This window comes from Halorubrum persicum, from assembly GCF_002727125.1.
Lineage (GTDB): Archaea > Halobacteriota > Halobacteria > Halobacteriales > Haloferacaceae > Halorubrum > Halorubrum persicum.
Genome location: NZ_NHOA01000037.1, coordinates 21,184 through 37,581 on the forward strand (window position 1 = coordinate 21,184; position 16,398 = coordinate 37,581).

Sequence of the window (16,398 nt, forward strand, 5' to 3'; positions counted from 1 at the left end):
AACTCGGCGCTACGCGTCGCCTTCCGGCGGCCACGGCACCCCGTGTTCCGCGAGGAGGTCGGCGAACGCGTCCTCGTCGACGACGGGGACGCCCTCGGCGTCGGCGTCCGTCCGCTTCGACCGTCCCGGGCTCTCGCCGGCGACGAGGTAGTCGGTGTTGCCCGAGACGCTCGACGTGGCGTCGGCGCCGTGGGCCTCCACGTGTTCCTGCGCCTCGCTCCGGGTCGCCGACAGCGACCCGGTGAACACGAAGGTCAGCCCGGCGAGCGCGTCGTCGGTCTCGACGGCGACCGGTTCCGGGTCGATCCCGCGCTCGCGGAGCCTCTCGATCGCCGCCCGGTTCTCCTCGTTGTCGAGGAACGTCCGGATCGATTCGGCCACCTCGGGGCCCACGTCGTCGACGGCGCGAAGCTCCGCCTCGTCGGCGTCGAGGACCGCGTCGAGGTCGCCGAACTGCGTCGCCAGCGCTCGGGCCGTCGTCGCTCCCACGTCGGGGATCCCGAGCCCGGCGAGGAAGTCGTCGAGCGGGGGGTTCCGGGTCGCGTCCAGCTCGGCGATCAGGTTCTCGGCGCTCGTCTCGCCCCAGCCCTCCAGCGCGGCGAGATCCTCGACCGTGAGATCGTACAGGTCCGGCAGCGACTCGACCAGGTCCGCCTCGCGGAGCTGTTCGACGCGTTCGGGACCCAACCCCTCGACGTCGAGCGCGTCCCGCCGCGCCCAGTGTTCGATCGCCCGGTTCAGCTGCGCCGGACAGCCCAGCCCGCCGGTACAGAACGCGAGCGGCCCGTCGCGCTCGACGGGCGCGTCGCAGACCGGACAGCGCTCGGGGAAGTCGTAGGTCCCCTCGGAGCGCTTCTCGACCACCTCGGGGACGTAGGGGATCACGTCGCCCGCGCGGTAGATCCGCACGCGGTCGTCGACGTTCACGCCGAGCGCCTCGATCTCTGCGGGGTTGTGGAGGGTCGCCCGCGAGACGGTGACGCCGCCCACGTCGACCGGATCGAGTTCGGCGACGGGGGTGAGCCGCCCCGTCCGGCCGACCTGCACCGTGATTCCCTCGACCGTCGTGGTCGCGGTGCGGGGCGGGAACTTGTAGGCGAACGCCCAGCGCGGCGCCCGCGACGTCGACCCGAGCGCCTCGCGGTGCGCGCGGTCGTCCACGGCGATCACGACCCCGTCGATCGCGAAGTTCAGGTCCTCGCGGTCGGCCATGAGCCGATCGCGGTAGTCGAGCGCCCCCTCGATGTCGCCGACGCGCTCGACCCGATCGGTGCGCCGGAGTCCGAAGCCGTCGAACGCGTCGAACTCCGCCCAGTGGGTGTCGGGGCGCTCGGGTGCGCCGGCGGCGTCCCCACCCTCCGGATCGCCGGCCTCCCACCCCAACACGTCGAAGAAGAAAATCTCGAGCGGACGCTCCGCGACCACCGACGGGTCCAGCTGGCGGAGGGTGCCGGCCGCGGCGTTTCGGGGGTTCGCGAACGGCTCCTCGCCGCGCTCCATCAGCGTCTCGTTGTACGCCTCGAACGCGTCGCGGGGCATGTAGGCCTCCCCGCGGACCGCGAGCCGGCTCGGCGGGTCGCCACGCAGTTTGCCGGGGACAGACCGGATCGTGCGGACCTGCTCGGTCACGTCGTCGCCCTCGATCCCGTCGCCGCGGGTGGCTGCGCGGACGTACTCGCCCGCCTCGTACACCACCTCGACCGAGAGCCCGTCGAACTTGGGTTCGCAGACGTACTCGACCGCGTCCGGGTCGAACCCCTCGTCCGCGAGTCCGCTTCGGACGCGCTCGTCGAACCGGCGGACCGCCTCGGCTTCGGTCGCGTTGTCGATGGAGCGCATCGGCGCGACGTGCTCGACCGTCTCGAGCTCGTCGAGCGGTTCGCCGCCGACGCGACGCGTGGGGGAGTTCTCGGTCGAGAGGTCGAACGCGTCTTCGAGCTCCTCCAGGCGAGCGAACAGCCGATCGTACGTCTCGTCGGCGATCAGGGGGTCGGCCTCCACGTAGTACCGGTAGTCGTGCTCGCGGATCGCCGCCCTGAGCGACGACGCCTGCGCCGCGGCCTCGTCTTCGGAGAGGTCCGCGACCGGCTCGAAGTCGGTCGGCGGCGACTCCACGTACGGGTTCTCGTCCGGGTCCGCGTACCGGGGCGACGACCCGGAGTGCGCGCTCGTCATCGCCCGATCGTTGGGTCGGCCCGGGTTAAAAGCGAGCGTTCGGGGGCGACCGCTACGCGACGCGCTCGCCCGCGGCGAACACCGACTCCGGCTCCTGCCACGCCGTCACGTCCTCGGTCGGGTCGGCGGCGAGGACGACGAGGTCGGCGCGGTACCCCGCCTCGACGCGCCCCACGTCGTCGAGCCCGAGCAGGTCGGCGGCGTTGACGGTGGCCGCCTCCAGCGCGCCCGCGGGCGAGAGGCCGTAGTCGACCATGTACTCCAGTTCCGTGGGGATGTCCGCGAAGAAGTTGAACGGCGTGCCGGCGTCCGTGCCCATCGCGATCGGCACGTCGGCCGCCAGCGCGTGGTCCCAGGCGTCGCCGAAGCGCTCCGCGGCGTCCTCGCCCTTCTCGACGGCGTCCGCGGGGATGCCGGCCTCGGTCCCGTGGTCGACGACCCCGCGGAGCGCGCTCGCGGTCGGCACCCAGTAGGTCCCGCGCTCGGCCATCATCTCGGCGGCCTCGCGGTCCATGAACGTCCCGTGCTCGACGCTCGAAATGCCGGCCTCGACCGCGTTCTTGATCCCCTGCTCGCCGTGGGCGTGAGCCGCGGTGGGCGTGTCGGTCGGCGCGGCGGCGTCGGTGAACGCCGCCAGCTCCGCGGGGGTCAGCTCGGGGGCGCCGGTCACCGCGCCCTCGGTGAGGACGCCGCCCGTCGCCATACACTTGAGCACGTCCGCGCCCGCCTTCAGCTGCTCGCGGGCCGCCTTCCGGACCTCCGCCGGGCCGTCCGCCTCGCGCCCGAACCAGTTGCCGTGGCCGCCCGTCATGATCACGTTGCGACCGCAGGCGAGGACGCGCGGCCCGTCGACGTTGCCGGCGGCGACCGCGTCGCCCGCGTCGAGCGCGAGCGTCCCGCGGCTCCCCAGATCGCGGACCGTCGTGACCCCCGCGTCGAGGGCGTCTCGAAGGTTGCCGACCGCCCGGTAGCTCGCCGTGTAGTCGCTGTCGGAGACCGCGGTGGCCACGTCCGGCCGCCCGTCCATCATGACGTGGACGTGCGCGTCGATCAGTCCGGGCGCGACCACGGCGCCGCTCGCGTCGGTCTCGGTGTCGACCGCGTCCTCGCCGCCGATCTCCGCGACCGCGTCAGTCCCGACCGCGACGATCTCGCCGTCCGCGACCGCCACGTCGGCCTCGCGAGTCCCATCGACGTCGGCGACACGGCCGCCTCGAATCAGGTGCATACCCCTACGAGGGAGCGTTCACGTCGTAAACGATCGGGTCCCGGTAGTTCGCTACACGTTGGTTCGTGTCACACACCCATACCTATAACCAGTCGGCTGCCGATTTTCCGGTCATGACAAGCGAAAAGCAAGCGAGCTCGTCGAGCGGACTGTACGCGCGACGCATCGGGGAGCCGACCACCAACGACGAGGTGAACGGATTCTGGCTGTTCGGGTTCGGCGTGCTGCTCGGACTGGCCGGCGTCGTCCTGTTTTTCCTCACCGACGCCGCGACGACCGCCCGCGGGATCGGGTACGCGCTCGCGGCGCTGGCCCCGCCGTTCATCATGCTCGGCGCGGTGATCCGCTTCCCGCTCCGCCGAGCGGGGACATCCATCGGGTATCTCGGGACGGCGGTCAGCGTCGTCGGGGTCGTCTGGTTCGTGAACATCTTTCCCGACGGCTGGTTTACCGCCTCCGGCGACCCGGTCGTGATCGCGGTGTACGGGGTCGGACTCGGGCTCATCGGGCTCGCGGGGACGATCGTCCCGCTCATGTCTGACCCGGTTCGCGAGGACTACGAGCGGATGAAGAGCGAGGTGGCGGCCACGTCGGCCGAGCGCGACGAGACCAGCGCGGAGCTGGAGGCGACGCGCGAGGAGCTGGCGGAGGCCGAGTCCGAACTCGCGGCGACCAACGAGGAGCTGGCGGAGGCCGAGTCGGCGCTCGACGACGCCCGCGCGGAGACGGCGGGGCTGCGCGAGAGCAAGGCGCGGTTCGAGCTGTTCGAGGACGCCGGCGGCAAGCCGCGCTGGCGGCTCCGCCACCGCAACGGCAACGTGATCGCGACGGCCGGACAGGGGTACAGCAGCCGCGGAAAGGCCCAGAAGGGGCTCCACAGCGTCCGGCGAAACGCGCTCGGCGCCGGCATCCTCCGGATCGAGACCCCGGTCGCGGAGGCCGAGGCGATCGCCGACGACGACGGGCCCGAGCCGGAGGACGCCGCGGATCCGGACGTTGCCGTTCCGAGCGAGGACGAGGAGATCGCGAGCGCGGCGACCTTCGAGCTGTTCGAGGACGCCGGCGGCGAGTGGCGCTGGCGGCTCCGCCACGACAACGGGAACATCGTCGCGGACTCCGGCGAGGGGTACGCGTCGAAATCGAACGGGAAGCGCGCGCTCGGCCGGATCCGCGAGCACGTCGCCGCCGCGGACTACCTCCAGGTCGACCCGACCGCCTTCGAGGTGTTCCGCGACGCCGCCGGCGAGTGGCGCTGGCGGCTCATCCACGAGAACGGGAACGTCATAGCGGACTCCGGCGAGGGGTACGCGTCGCGTTCGAAGGCCCGGCAGGGGCTCGACAGCGTGCGGTCGAACGCCGCCGACGCCGCCCTCGAAGCGGTCGGCGAGGACGGCACGGACACCGAGGGGATCCCCGACGCGACCTTCGAGCTGTTCGAGGACGCGGCCGAGGAGTACCGCTGGCGGCTCCGCCACCGCAACGGCAACATCATCGCCGACTCCGGCGAGGGGTACGCCTCGGAGTCGGGCGCCCGAGACGCGATCGAGCGCGTCCGCGAGTACGGCCCCGCGGCCGACGTGCTGGAGGTCGGCAACGCCGCCTTCGAGATCTACGAGGACGCCGGCGGCGAGTGGCGCTGGCGGCTCCGCCACCGCAACGGCAACATCGTCGCGGACTCGGGCCAGGGGTACGCCTCGCGGTCGAACGCGGTGGAAGGCATCACGTCGGTGAAGCGGAACGCTCCGGGCGCGGAGACGGAAGCGGAGGCGGGAGAGGCGGGCGAGTAGGTCGGCGCTGGCCGGGGTTCGATTTTTAGACGCCTGTCAGGACGCCGCTAAGAGTTTCAGCCGCAGGTCTCGCTCGTCGACCTCGTACTTGAACGCGGGGTGGCCGTCGACGAGCACGTAGGGGACGCGCTCGCCGTACTCCTCGGCCAGTTCGGGGTCCTCGTCGACGTCGACCATGTCGAGGTCGATCGCCACGTCGAGGTCCGCGGCGACCGCCTCGATGGTCTCGCGGGCCGCGACGCACAGCGAACAGTCCTCGCGGGTGTACACCGTGACGGGGACGGCCTCCGAGGCGTCCGTCTCGCTCATGCGCCGGCGTTGGGACGGCGAGGCCGAGTCGCTTTCGATCGGTCGCGCGGCGGCGGCGACCGCTCATGGCCGTCCCTACCGTCGGCGAGCGTCACCGAAAATGTGGATGCCGGGGCCGCGTCGACGACCGGCGAGGGTCGGATCGACCGGTTAGGCGATCTTGTCGTACTGCTCGGAGAGCTTGTCGGCGGCCTCGTCGAGCAGCTCCGACTCGTACTCGTCGAGCTCCCACTCGACGACCTCTTCGACGCCGTTCGAGCCGAGCTTCGCGGGGACGCCGAGCGCGGTGTCCTCGTAGCCGAACTCGCCGTCGAGCACGACCGAACAGGGGAGCACCTCGCCGGTGTCGTTGAGGATGGCCTCGACGGTGTGGGCGACGCCGGTCGCGGGACCCCACTGCGTGGCGCCCTTCCGGCTGATCACGTCCATCGCGGACTCCTGGAGGTCTTCGAGGATCTCCTCCTTCTCGTCGGCGTCGAAGCGCGGGTCGCGCCCGTTGACGCGCACCTTCGAGAAGACCGGGGCCTGCGCGTCGCCGTGCTCGCCGAGGATCGTCGCCTCGACGTTCTGTACGGGCGCGTCGAAGCGCTGGGAGAGGACGTAGCGGAAGCGCGCGGAGTCGAGCCGCCCGCCGAAGCCGACCACCTTGTGGCGGTCGCGGTCGCCCGCCTCGTACAGGTGACGGTTGAGCAGGTCCACCGGGTTCGAGGTGGTGACGGTGACGAAGTCGTCGTTGTGCTCGGCGATGGAGGCGCCGATGTCCTCCATGATGGGCGCGTTGTCGCCGGCGAGATCGATCCGCGTCTGTCCCTCCTTCCGCGGGATACCGGCCGTGATCACGACCACGTCGGAGCCGGCGGTGTCCTCGTACTCGCCCTGCCGGACGGTCGTGTTCGAGTCGTAGGCGACGCCGTGGTTCGCGTCGGCGGCCTGTCCGATCGTCGTCTCGCGCTGGTCCGGAATGTCGACGAAGACGAGCTCGTCGACCACGTCCCGCAGCGCGAGATTGTACCCGGCCGCGGCACCGACGGTCCCCGCCGCACCGATGACACTCACTTTTGTCATACCGTATGAAGTCGCGGTCGGGCGGCGAGTAAACGTTTCGGAACCGCACAATCTCCGTGCCGGTTTCGGGGCGCCGCGTCCGGCGGTCGCCGCTCCCGAGGCGTCGCTCTCTGAGCGGTCCGCTCGGCGGCGCGTCGCGAAAACCCTAACTCCGGCGGCCGCGCACTCCCACCCAGTGCCGACGTTCCGCTACCCGTGCCCCGGCTGTCGGACGACCAACAGCCTCCACGACGCCGACTGCGACTTCGAGGGCGTGAGCTGGCCGACCATCGAGAAGGCGTACACGGATCTCCTCACCGTCCTCACCGCCGAGCGCGACGGCATGGCCGAATCGACGCTCCGCGAGGCGGTCCACGGCGAGTGGAGCGGCCTCCACAAGGCGGCGCTCGGCGCCCTGGAACGCGATCAGCGCGTCGTCGAGGACGGCGACCGGCTCCGCCTGCTCACCGCCGCGGAGTTCAAGGAGCGCGTCTCCGAGCCGACCCGCGACCCGATGCGCACCGTCTACGAGCACGGCTCGGTCCCGGGGTGTCACGACAACGCCGTCTTCGCGATGGTCGCGTGGTACGAGATGGTCGGCCTCTCGTGGCCCGAGACCCGCGAGAACGTGATCGAGTGGCTCCGCGAGTCCGGCGCGTGGGACCGCGGCGGCTTCGAGGAGTCGACGCCCGGGGAGCTCGTCGACGCCAAGCGCCACGTGTACGACGAGGGGTACGGCTGGAAGGAGAAGGGGCAGGCCGCGAAGCGCGTCATCGAGCGCCACCTGTAGGGCGGGTCGGGCCGACGGCGCGCGGGATCCCTTTTTAAGTTCGCGGGCGCCGTCTCACCGGCGTGACACACCCGGAAGCCGGCGCGGCGCCGGTCGACGACGCCGGCGGCGACATCGCGACGGACGCCGGCGACGATCCCTCGCGCTCGCCGCCCGTCGCCAACCCGCGGCGCGCGCTCGCCGTGGTGATCGGGGTCGTCTTCACCGACCTGGTCGGCTTCGGGATCGTGATCCCGATCCTCCCCTTCTACGTGCGGTCGTTCGGCGTCAGCGACGCCTTCATCGGCCTGCTTGCGGCGTCGTACTCCCTCGCGCAGTTCCTCGCGGCGCCGACGCTCGGCCGGCTCTCCGACCGGGTCGGGCGGCGCCCCGTGCTGCTCGCGTCGCTCGCGACCGCCGGCGTCGCGTGGGTGGCGTTCGGCTACGCCGGGGAGGCGGGCGCGGGGTTCGGGACCGTCGCCGCGCTGGCGACGCTGTTCGGTTCCCGGACGCTCGCCGGGGCGATGGGGGGGAACATCGCCGCCGCGCAGGCGTACGTCGCCGACATCACGCCGCGGGACCGGCGGGCTGGCGCGCTCGGGCTCGTCGGCGCGTCGTTCGCGCTGGGGTTCGTCTTCGGCCCGGCGATCGGGGGGCTGCTCGCCGCGGACGCCGTCGTGGCCCGCGCCGACGCCCTCCTCCCGGCGTTCGTCCCGGCGACCGCCTACTCGCTCCCGAGCTTCGCGGCGGCGGGGATGAGCTTCCTCGCGGTCCTCGTCGGGTTCGCCTTCCTCGAGGAGCCGAACCGGACGCGCCCGCCGGAGGAGGCCGGCGCGAGGCGGTCCACCGCGGTCGGCCAGTTCCGCGACGCGCTCGCCTCCGCGTCGCTCCGCCCGCTGACGGTCGCGTACTTCGTCGTCGCCGTCGCGTTCGCGGGCGTGCAGGTGATGTTCATCCCGTACGTCGCCGACGCGTTCGGCTACGACGCGACCGCCGCGGCGTTCCTCCTCACCTACGTCGGCGTCCTCGGCGCGGTGAATCAGGGCGTGCTCGTCGGGCGGCTCTCGCGGGTCGTCTCGTCGCGGACGCTCGTGGCGGCCGGGTCAGCCGTGCTCGCCGCCGCGCTCGTCGGAATCCCCGCGACCGGGCTCGTCGACCGGGTGGCCGGCGGCGTCGCGCTCGGCGGTCCCGCGTGGCTCACGCTCCCCCTCGTCGCGCTGCTCCTCGCGCTCGCGGCGCTCTCGCTCGGCAACGCCCTCGTGAACGTCTCGCTGGCGACGCTCGTGTCCACCTCCGCCGGCGACGAGGAGCAGGGGGCCGCCTTCGGCGTGACGCAGGGCGCGTCGAGCCTCGGTCGGACCGTCGGGCCGCCGCTGATGGCCGTCCTCTACACGGTCGCCGTCGCGTCCCCGTTCCTCGCCGGCGCGCTGCTTCTCGTCCCCGTGGCGGTCGCGTTCGGGCGGTCGGCGGAATAAGGCGGAGAGCAGCGTGAGGCGGGGAACGGAGTCAGGCGAGGAGCGGGGGAGAGGAGCGGCGCCGCGCGATAGCTTTACGCCGCGCGTGTCCCTCGTCACCGACACATGGCGCTCGAGTTCGTCCCCGCGTGGCCGGCGCTCGGCTCGCTCGCCGGCGGGGCGGGGGCGATCTGGCTCGCGTGGGCGATCCGAGACCGGCTCGGTCGCCCCGGGGTCGACTGGTTCCTCGGCGTGTTCGCCGCGCAGGCGACGTGGTGTCTCTCCTACGGGGTGGGACTGCTCGTCGCGGACCCGACGCTGCGGTACCTGCTGGAGCTGTCGGCGTGGCTCGGGATCGTCTGGACCGGCGTGACCTTCCTCGGCTTCGCGCTGGCGTACACGGGGCGGAGCGACGTGGTCAGGAGCCGGCTGTTCGCGTCGGTCGTCGGCTTCGGGCTCCTCTCGACGGCCCTGCTGGTCACGAATCCGGCCCACGGCGCGTTCTGGACCGGGTTCGAGAGCGACCCGGTCTTCGGCGTCGAAACCGTCTCCTACGCGTTCGGGCCGTGGGCGTACCTCACCGTCGCCGTGGAGACCGTGCTCGTCGCCAGCGCCGTCTTCCTGCTGGTCGACACGCTCCTCAGCTACGGCCCCCTCTACCGCCGGGAGAGCGCCGCGGTCGCCCTGAGCCCGCTGCCGCCGGGGTTCGCGATCGTCGCGTGGGCGCTCGCGATCGGCCCCGTCCCGCAGCTCCAACTCGCGCCGGTCATGTTCGTCCCGCACGTCCTCCTCGACGCCTACGCCTTCGACCGGGCGGAGATGTTCGAGCGGAACCCCACGACCAGCCGCGCCGCCGAACGCACCGCGATCGACGACCTGACCGACCCCATCGTCGCGCTCGGGCTCGACCGGCGAGTCGTCCGCCTCAACCCCGCTGCCGAGACGGTGCTCGGCGTCGGCGCCGAAACCGCTCGCGACCGCCCCCTCGACGAGTTCCTCGACCTGCCCGTCCGCGTCGGCAGGGACGCGGGAAGCAACTCCGTCACCGACGAGATCGAAGCCGATGCCGGCGAGGCCGGTCTCGATCAAACCGATCCTGATCCCGACCCCGACGCCGATCGAACCGATCCCGACCCCGACGCCGGCGGCTCCCGCGAGACGGTCGAGATCGGCTCCGCGACCGGAACCGGTCGGCGCACCTACGCGGTGTCGACCTCCCGGCTGACCGACCCGAACGGGACCCACGTGGGATACACGGTCGTCCTCTCGGACGTCACCGAGCGCGAGCGCCGGCGGCAGCAGCTGGAGGTGCTCAACCGCATCTTGCGCCACAACCTCCGCAACGACGCCGGGGTCGTCCACGGCTACGGCGAGATCCTCCGCGACCGCCTCGATGACCCCGATCTGGTCCGGATGGCCGACGCGATCGAGCGGCGCGCGGGCGCGCTGGCGGCGCTCGGCGAGAAGGCCGGGACCGTCGACCGGCTCGTCTCCGACGGCGACGTGAGCCCCGTGGCGGTCGACGAACTCGTCGAGGAGGCGGTCGCCGACGCGCGGGGTCGCGACCCCGACGTGACCGTCGAGGCGGCGATCGCCGACGGCGACTGGACCACGCGCGTCAGAACGGACGCGCTTCGGGCGATCGTGGAGAACACCGTGGAGAACGCGCTCGACCACCACGACGGCGGGGGGAGCGAACGCGAGGACGGCGGGCCGTGGGTCCGCGTGTCGCTCCAGCGGGAAGTCCGCGGGGACGGTGCGGGCGGCGGAGTCGCGGCTGGCGAGAGCGACGCGAGCGACGACGCCCGGTTCGTCCTCGTCGTCGAGGACGACGGCCCGGGCATCCCCGATCACGAGATCGAGGCGGTCGAGTCGGGGCGAGAGACCGCGCTCGAACACGGCTCGGGGCTCGGCCTCTGGGTCGTCGAGTGGGGCGCCGCGGCGATCGGCGCCGCGGTCGAGTACGCCGACCGCGAGCCGCGCGGGACGCGCGTGCGGGTGTCGATCCCGGTGGTGGCCGAGGCGTGATCTCGGGCAGGGGTGAACCGCGAACCGGAGGAAAAACCGCTTCTGGGGAGCGTCAAAACCCCGATGTCGGCCGTTTCAGTCGCTCTGGATTCTCGGGGCGAGCATGAACGTCACGTTCCCGAGCCCCTCGGCGAACCCGTAGTGGAGCTTGACGGGGAACTCCTCGCCGAGCTCGATGGTGACCTCGGCGTCGGAGGGGATCGCCTTGTTCATGTCCTTGAGGTAGTCGAGGCTGAACAGCGAGTCGGCGGGACCGGCGGTGAGCGCGATGAGGTCCTCGCGAGCGAGTCGCAGGTCGACGTCGTCGGTGTCGCCCTCCGCCTCGATGAAGAACGCCTCGTCCGTCTCGTCGACGCGCAGGCGAATGTGGTCCGAGACCATGTCGGCGGCCTTGATCCCGCGGTCGATCTGGGCGCCCTCGACGACGATCTCAGAGGCGAGATCGAGGTCCGGGATGTCCGGCTCCTGCCGGATGGAGTCGGGGTCGATGAGCGCGAGGGTGTAGGAGAGCCCGTCGATCTCGATGTGGAGCTTGCGGGTCTCCTCGTCGAGTTCGAGGTGGATCAGGTCGCCGGAGTTGGCCATGCCGGCGATGTCCTCCAGACGGGCGAGGTTGACGCCGATGACGCCGCCGTCGGCCTCGTAGGACTCGAACGCGGCGGCCTCGAGCGTGAGATCGACCATGCCGACGTTGGCGGGGTCGACGGCCCGGATGGAGAACTCCTCCTCGTTTAAGCGGATCTTACACTCGTCGACCAACACGCTCACCGAATCGAGCGCGTCCTGTAGCGTCGACGCGCCCACGATGGCCTTGAACATATACGTTCGGCTAGGGCGGTATCACCTAAAAAGGCACCCGATCGGACCGGCACGAAAACCCTCAAAGCGACCGGATCAGCCGGGCGACGACGACCGCGAGCGTGAGCGCAGTTCGGACCAGTCGGAGGCGTTCGAGCCGGTACGCCACCGATTCGGGATCGCAGCCCTCGTCGCCCTCGGACCGATCCGAGTCCGGCCGAGCGCGGTCCGGTCGATCGGGGTCCGTCACCTCGGGAGGGTCGACGCCCTCTCGGGGACGATCGTCGACCCGGTCGGAGCCGTCTCGGTCGGAGCCGTCTCGGTCGGGGCCGCCCCGGTCGGAGCCACACCGATCCGATGCCCGATCGGTGCAGGGAGTGGTCGAGCCGAAGTTGGCGCTCGATCCGTCGCCCGGGCCGGTCCGTGTCTGGGGTGCGGGGATCTCGTCGTGCATGGAGCGGCGGCGGCCGCCTCGGCGGCCACACCCGACGATACAAAGTTAATTCATAAGTATTCGAGCCGAATGCAAAGCGAAACTGAAAGTCGTCGGATGAGAGGTGGTTTCGGACGGGGGCGCGGCGTCGAACGGAAACGACGGCGCCGATCGGGCGCTCAGACCAGCGGTTCGACGATCGCGCGACCCTCGGCGAGCAGGTCGTCGACCGCCTCTTCCGAGTGGGCCTCGGCGTACACCCGGAGCTTCGGCTCCGTGCCCGAGGGGCGGACGAGCAGCCACGAACCGTCCTCCAAGAGGAGCTTGAACCCGTCGAGGGTGACCACCTTCGCGACCCCGTGGCCGGAGACCGAGTCGGGGATGTGGTGTTCCAGGTCGTCGAGGACGGCCTCCTTGCGGTCGTCGGGACAGTCGAGCGACACCCGTCCGGAGGCGATCGCGCCGTGTTCGTCGAGCAGGCGGTCGACCCGGTCGTCGAACGGCTCCGCGGCGGCGGTGCCCGCCGCTAACAGCGACATCAACACGCCGTCCTTCTCGCGGACGTGGCCGCGGAGCGTGAACCCGCCCGACTCCTCGCCGCCGAACAGCGCGTCGTGGTCCCCCATCGCCTCGGCGACCCACTTGAAGCCGACCGGGGTCTCGTACACCTCCTCGCCGTGCGCCTCCGCGATGCGGTCGACGAGGAACGTCGTGGAGACGGTTCTGACGGCCGGTCCGGAGTCGCTCTCCAGGAGCCGGTCGTAGCAGGCGGCGTAGAAGAGGTTCGCGTTGAGCACGCCGCGCTCGGGCGTGACGACCGCGATCCGGTCCGCGTCGCCGTCGTTGGCGATACCCAGGTCCACCTCGCTGTCGGGGTCGGTGACGCGGTCGGCCAGCGCCTCGAGGTGCTCGGCCGAGGGCTCGGGCGAGTCGCCGCCGAAGGTCACGTCGCGGTCGCAGCGCAGGCGGACGACCTCGGCGCCGGCCGACTCGAGGAGCGCGTCGGTGACGCCGCGCCCGCTCCCGTGCATCGCGTCGTACGCGACCGTGAGCCCGTCGAGATCGATGCCGTCGCCCCCGGTCGCCGCGCCGACGACCTCGCGGGCCGCGTCGGCGTGGTCGCTGACGAGGTCGACGCGGGAGATCTCGCCGCGCTCGGCCTCGGGGAGGAGGTCGGGCTCCGCGAGCCGATCGACCACGTCCTCCGTGACATCCGGGAGCGCGGGCGCGCCGTCGCTCGGAATGAACTTCACGCCGTTGTACTCGGGCGGGTTGTGCGAGGCGGTGATCATGCAGGCGCCGGCGAGACCGCGGTCGACGATGGCGTACGCGATGACGGGCGTGGGCGCGTCGCGCTCGGGAAGGAGCACGTCGAAACCGTTGCCCGCGAGCACCTCGGCGAGGCTCTCGGCGAACCCCTCCGAGGTCTCGCGGGCGTCGTAGCCGACCGCGACCGGCTCGTCGTGGCCCGCCGCCGCGAGGTGGTCGGCGACCGCCTGTCCCACGATCCGTACGCGCTCGTCGGTGAACGTGTCGAGCGTGGCCCGCCAGCCGTCCGTGCCGAAGGCAATCTTATCCATGTAGACCACGTCGGCGGCGGAGACAATAATGCCCGGTGTCCCTCGCGGGTCGGATGCGGGCGTTTCGGACTCGCTGCGTTTTTGCGCGCGGCATGCGAAGCGAAGTCATGACCCGAATCGTCGCCATCTCCGGCAGCCGCCGAGCGGCGAGCACCACGCGGGCCGCGCTCCGCGTCGCGCTCGACGCCGCGGGCGACGCCGGCGCCGAGACCGACATGATCGACCTCAGCGCGGTCGACCTCCCGCTGTACCACCCGGACGAGGACGCTCAGGGCGACAGCGAGGGGCTGAAACGCCGTGTCCGCGAGGCCGACGGCGTGCTCGCGGGGACCCCGGTCTACCGGGGGTCGTACTCCTCGACGTTCAAGAACTTCCACGACTTCTGCGGCTCAGACGAGTACGCGGACACCGCCGTGGGGCTGCTCGCGACCGCCGGCGGGGGGTCGTACGGCGGGACGCTCGAGCACCTCCGGTCGACGTTCCGGAACGTCCACGCGTGGACGGTCCCCCACGAGGTCGGGATAGAGAGGGCGTCGAAGGTCGTCGAAACCGGCGGGAGCACGGCGGACCACGCCGGCGCCCCGCGGATCACCGACGACGACCTCCGGCGTCGCACCGAGCGCCTGGGTCGGGTCGTCGTCGAGCACGCGGACCGCCTGCGGGAGTGAGCTGCGGAGGCGGCCGCCGCCGCGGACCGCGCTCGCAGACGGCAGGGATTTCCCTCGCGGGACCGACCGTCCGCCGATGAGCCGCATCCGGCCGGCCGAACTCGACGAGCGCCTCGGAACCGACGACGAGCCGCTGCTGCTGGACATCCGTCCCGAGTCGGACTACCAGCGGGAGGCGATCGAGGGGAGTCGGAGCGTACCGGTGTACGACGACCTCCGCGGCGGCGACGACTCCGCGCTGCGGCGCCGGCTCGGAGAGATACCCGACGACCGCGAGGTCGTCACCGTCTGTAAGATGGGGATCGTCGCCGCGCGCGCGGCTCGGGTGCTCGACGACGCCGGCTACGAGGCGTCGACGCTCTCCGGCGGCATGAGCGGGTGGAACGGGTACCAACGGGGGTCGTTCAGCTACACGCTCCGGTCGCTGTGGTGGCGGCTGCGTGGGTGACGGGCGCCCGAGGTGACGGGCGCCCGAGGCGACGCGGCGCCCGAGACCCGCCGGGCTTTTGACCGGCTCGCGTCTACGTCGCCCATGATCGAACCGGGTGACGACGACCGTGTCCGCTAACCGGAAAGGGGACCGCCGCGAGCGGGAGCTGGTGAACGCCCTCGACGACGCGGGCTTCGCCGTGATGCGCGCGCCGGCCAGCGGCGCGGCCACGGAGCGGGAGCTCCCCGACGTGCTCGCGGGCGACGGCGAGACGTTCTACGCGATCGAGGCGAAGTCGAGCGCGGGCGACCCGATCTACCTCACCGGCGAGGAGGTGGAGGCGCTGCTGTTCTTCGCGCAGAACTTCGGCGCGAAGGCGCGAATCGCGGTCCGGTTCGACCGCGAGGACTGGTACTTCTTCCACCCCGGCGACCTGTACACCACGGACGCCGGCTCGTATCGGGTCAAAAAGGAAACGGCGCTGGCCGACGGCACCGACTTCCCCGAGTTCGTCGGCGAGACCGAGAAGGTGACCCTCGGCGAGGTGGCCGCCGGCAGCGGGGAGGCGGGCGGAGACGGGGTCGACCCCGAGGTCAAGGAGCGCCGGGAGATACTGGAGGCGGTGCGAGACGGGCACATGCCGGTCGAGGACGCGCTCGACGTGCTGTGACCGTCGCCTCGACCGAACGCCGAGGCGGTCGTCGCGCTCCGCAGACCCCCTCGCTTATCCCTCGCGGCGTCGAACGTCGAGGCGAATGAGCGAGGAGTTCGTCCTGCTGGAACCCGACGACCAGCCCGGCGACGAGTGGGAACAGCTGGACGTCTCCGACACGGAGGCGGACCGGATCGCCCGCCGACAGGACCGGGAGTTCGACGAGTTCCGCAAGCGGATCAAAGACACCGAGCAGTTCAAACTGCAGGAGTCGGTGTTCGACGACGCGACGCTGGCGGCCGTCTACAAGCTCGTGCAGGACGGCTACGTCGACGCCTTCGGCGGCCCCGTGTCGACCGGGAAGGAGGCGAGCGTCTTCGAGGCGCTCGGCGGACAGGCCGGCGAGCGACCGGAACCGGGGTCGAAGGCGGCGGGCGGAGGGCCGGAGGGCGTCACGCCCGAGCGCGAGGTCGCCGTGAAGGTATACCGGATCAACTCCTCGAACTTCCGGCACATGCGCGAGTACCTGGAGGGCGACCCGCGGTTCGAGGGGATCGCGAGCGACAAGAAGGCGGTCGTGCTGGCGTGGACTCGCAAGGAGTTCGCGAACCTCGAACGCGCGCGCAAGGCCGGCGTGCGCGTCCCCGAGCCCATCGCGGTCCAGCGGAACGTCCTCGTGATGGAGCTCGTGGGACACGCCGAGGACCGAGCGCGGCGGCTGAACGAGGTCGACGTGGAGAACCCGGAGACCGCCTACGAGGTCGTCCGCGAGTACATGCGACGGCTCTACCGCGCCGGACTGATCCACGGCGACCTCTCCGAGTACAACATGATCATCCACGAGGGCGAACTGGTGGTCATCGATCTGGGACAGGCCGTGACGGTGCACCACCCGAACGCCGGTGAGTTCCTCCAGCGCGACTGCGAGAACGTGGCGGCGTTTTTCACTCGGGAGGGGATCGACGTCGACCCCGACGACCTCCGCGCGTACGTGACCGAACCGGAGCCGGACCCGAGCGGGGAGCCGGGGTGGAAGAAGTACC

General features: G+C 71.6%; 15 protein-coding genes. 8 read left to right on the top strand and 7 right to left on the bottom strand.

Annotated features, from left to right (window positions below; genetic code table 11):
* Positions 1-9: 9 nt before the first annotated feature.
* Together ligA and DJ69_RS06005 are read right to left on the bottom strand one after the other, a co-directional pair.
* Positions 10-2,175, bottom strand: a complete 2,166-nt coding sequence (gene ligA / locus DJ69_RS06000; protein ID WP_099254775.1) for an NAD-dependent DNA ligase LigA — start codon at positions 2,173-2,175, stop codon at positions 10-12.
* A gap of 52 nt (positions 2,176-2,227) precedes the next feature.
* On the bottom strand, positions 2,228-3,403 hold the full coding sequence (locus DJ69_RS06005; protein ID WP_099254776.1) for a metal-dependent hydrolase family protein: 1,176 nt from the start codon (positions 3,401-3,403) through the stop codon (positions 2,228-2,230).
* A gap of 113 nt (positions 3,404-3,516) precedes the next feature.
* On the opposite strand from DJ69_RS06005, the gene DJ69_RS06010 reads away from it, so the two are divergent.
* On the top strand, positions 3,517-5,190 hold the full coding sequence (locus DJ69_RS06010; protein ID WP_099254777.1) for an HVO_2922 family protein: 1,674 nt from the start codon (positions 3,517-3,519) through the stop codon (positions 5,188-5,190).
* Between the two features lie 36 nt (positions 5,191-5,226).
* Here the strand turns inward: DJ69_RS06010 and DJ69_RS06015 are convergent, their stop codons facing one another.
* Both DJ69_RS06015 and mdh read right to left on the bottom strand, forming a co-directional pair.
* A complete protein-coding gene (locus tag DJ69_RS06015) occupies positions 5,227-5,499 on the bottom strand; it encodes a glutaredoxin family protein (protein WP_099254778.1) in 273 nt (90 codons plus the stop codon).
* Positions 5,500-5,649: 150 nt separating this feature from the next.
* Complete coding sequence (mdh, locus tag DJ69_RS06020) at positions 5,650-6,564, bottom strand: malate dehydrogenase (RefSeq protein ID WP_099254779.1); 915 nt, start codon at positions 6,562-6,564, stop codon at positions 5,650-5,652.
* Between the two features lie 175 nt (positions 6,565-6,739).
* Between mdh and DJ69_RS06025 the strand changes: the two genes are divergently transcribed.
* The 3 genes from DJ69_RS06025 (at position 6,740) to DJ69_RS06035 (ending at position 10,794) form a co-directional block, all read left to right on the top strand.
* Positions 6,740-7,333, top strand: a complete 594-nt coding sequence (locus DJ69_RS06025) for a DUF7474 family protein (protein ID WP_099254780.1) — start codon at positions 6,740-6,742, stop codon at positions 7,331-7,333.
* A gap of 62 nt (positions 7,334-7,395) precedes the next feature.
* The gene (locus DJ69_RS06030; RefSeq protein ID WP_394338351.1) at positions 7,396-8,787 is read left to right on the top strand and encodes an MFS transporter; all 1,392 of its coding nucleotides are present in this window, start codon (positions 7,396-7,398) and stop codon (positions 8,785-8,787) included.
* A 105-nt stretch (positions 8,788-8,892) separates the two neighbouring features.
* Positions 8,893-10,794 (top strand): sensor histidine kinase, encoded by a 1,902-nt coding sequence (locus DJ69_RS06035; protein ID WP_099254781.1) that lies wholly within the window; start codon positions 8,893-8,895, stop codon positions 10,792-10,794.
* A gap of 75 nt (positions 10,795-10,869) precedes the next feature.
* On the opposite strand, the gene DJ69_RS06040 is transcribed toward DJ69_RS06035, so the two are convergent.
* The 3 genes from DJ69_RS06040 to DJ69_RS06050 form a co-directional block, all read right to left on the bottom strand.
* Positions 10,870-11,613 carry a DNA polymerase sliding clamp gene (locus tag DJ69_RS06040; protein ID WP_099254782.1) on the bottom strand — a complete coding sequence of 248 codons (744 nt, stop codon included), beginning with the start codon at positions 11,611-11,613 and terminating at the stop codon, positions 10,870-10,872.
* 61 nt (positions 11,614-11,674) lie between these two features.
* Positions 11,675-12,046 carry a hypothetical protein gene (locus tag DJ69_RS06045; protein ID WP_099254783.1) on the bottom strand — a complete coding sequence of 124 codons (372 nt, stop codon included), beginning with the start codon at positions 12,044-12,046 and terminating at the stop codon, positions 11,675-11,677.
* A 158-nt stretch (positions 12,047-12,204) separates the two neighbouring features.
* The gene (locus DJ69_RS06050) at positions 12,205-13,605 is read right to left on the bottom strand and encodes a phosphoglucomutase/phosphomannomutase family protein (protein WP_099254784.1); all 1,401 of its coding nucleotides are present in this window, start codon (positions 13,603-13,605) and stop codon (positions 12,205-12,207) included.
* 107 nt (positions 13,606-13,712) lie between these two features.
* Here DJ69_RS06050 and DJ69_RS06055 point away from each other — a divergent pair, with 107 nt between their 5' ends.
* The 4 genes from DJ69_RS06055 to rio1 all read left to right on the top strand — a co-directional run.
* Entirely contained in the window at positions 13,713-14,273 is a 561-nt protein-coding gene (locus DJ69_RS06055) for an NADPH-dependent FMN reductase (protein WP_099254785.1), read from the top strand.
* Between the two features lie 76 nt (positions 14,274-14,349).
* Positions 14,350-14,721 carry a rhodanese-like domain-containing protein gene (locus DJ69_RS06060; RefSeq protein ID WP_099254786.1) on the top strand — a complete coding sequence of 124 codons (372 nt, stop codon included), beginning with the start codon at positions 14,350-14,352 and terminating at the stop codon, positions 14,719-14,721.
* 97 nt (positions 14,722-14,818) lie between these two features.
* Positions 14,819-15,373: a Holliday junction resolvase Hjc gene (hjc, locus tag DJ69_RS06065; RefSeq protein WP_099254787.1), complete on the top strand. Its 555-nt coding sequence runs from the start codon at positions 14,819-14,821 to the stop codon at positions 15,371-15,373.
* A gap of 85 nt (positions 15,374-15,458) precedes the next feature.
* Positions 15,459-16,398: serine/threonine-protein kinase Rio1 (rio1, locus tag DJ69_RS06070; RefSeq protein ID WP_099254788.1), on the top strand; the 940-nt coding region annotated here is incomplete at its 3' end.

Bases quoted from the DNA above. Each gene is read 5' to 3' on its own strand.
- DJ69_RS06035 (WP_099254781.1), top strand. From the start codon at position 8,893: ATGGCGCTCGAGTTCGTCCCCGCGTGGCCGGCGCTCGGCTCGCTCGCC.
- DJ69_RS06060 (WP_099254786.1), top strand. From the start codon at position 14,350: ATGAGCCGCATCCGGCCGGCCGAACTCGACGAGCGCCTCGGAACCGAC.
- ligA (WP_099254775.1), bottom strand. From the start codon at position 2,175: ATGACGAGCGCGCACTCCGGGTCGTCGCCCCGGTACGCGGACCCGGAC.
- DJ69_RS06050 (WP_099254784.1), bottom strand. From the start codon at position 13,605: ATGGATAAGATTGCCTTCGGCACGGACGGCTGGCGGGCCACGCTCGAC.
- DJ69_RS06005 (WP_099254776.1), bottom strand. From the start codon at position 3,403: ATGCACCTGATTCGAGGCGGCCGTGTCGCCGACGTCGATGGGACTCGC.
- DJ69_RS06010 (WP_099254777.1), top strand. From the start codon at position 3,517: ATGACAAGCGAAAAGCAAGCGAGCTCGTCGAGCGGACTGTACGCGCGA.
- DJ69_RS06055 (WP_099254785.1), top strand. From the start codon at position 13,713: ATGACCCGAATCGTCGCCATCTCCGGCAGCCGCCGAGCGGCGAGCACC.
- DJ69_RS06015 (WP_099254778.1), bottom strand. From the start codon at position 5,499: ATGAGCGAGACGGACGCCTCGGAGGCCGTCCCCGTCACGGTGTACACC.
- DJ69_RS06040 (WP_099254782.1), bottom strand. From the start codon at position 11,613: ATGTTCAAGGCCATCGTGGGCGCGTCGACGCTACAGGACGCGCTCGAT.
- mdh (WP_099254779.1), bottom strand. From the start codon at position 6,564: ATGACAAAAGTGAGTGTCATCGGTGCGGCGGGGACCGTCGGTGCCGCG.
- DJ69_RS06045 (WP_099254783.1), bottom strand. From the start codon at position 12,046: ATGCACGACGAGATCCCCGCACCCCAGACACGGACCGGCCCGGGCGAC.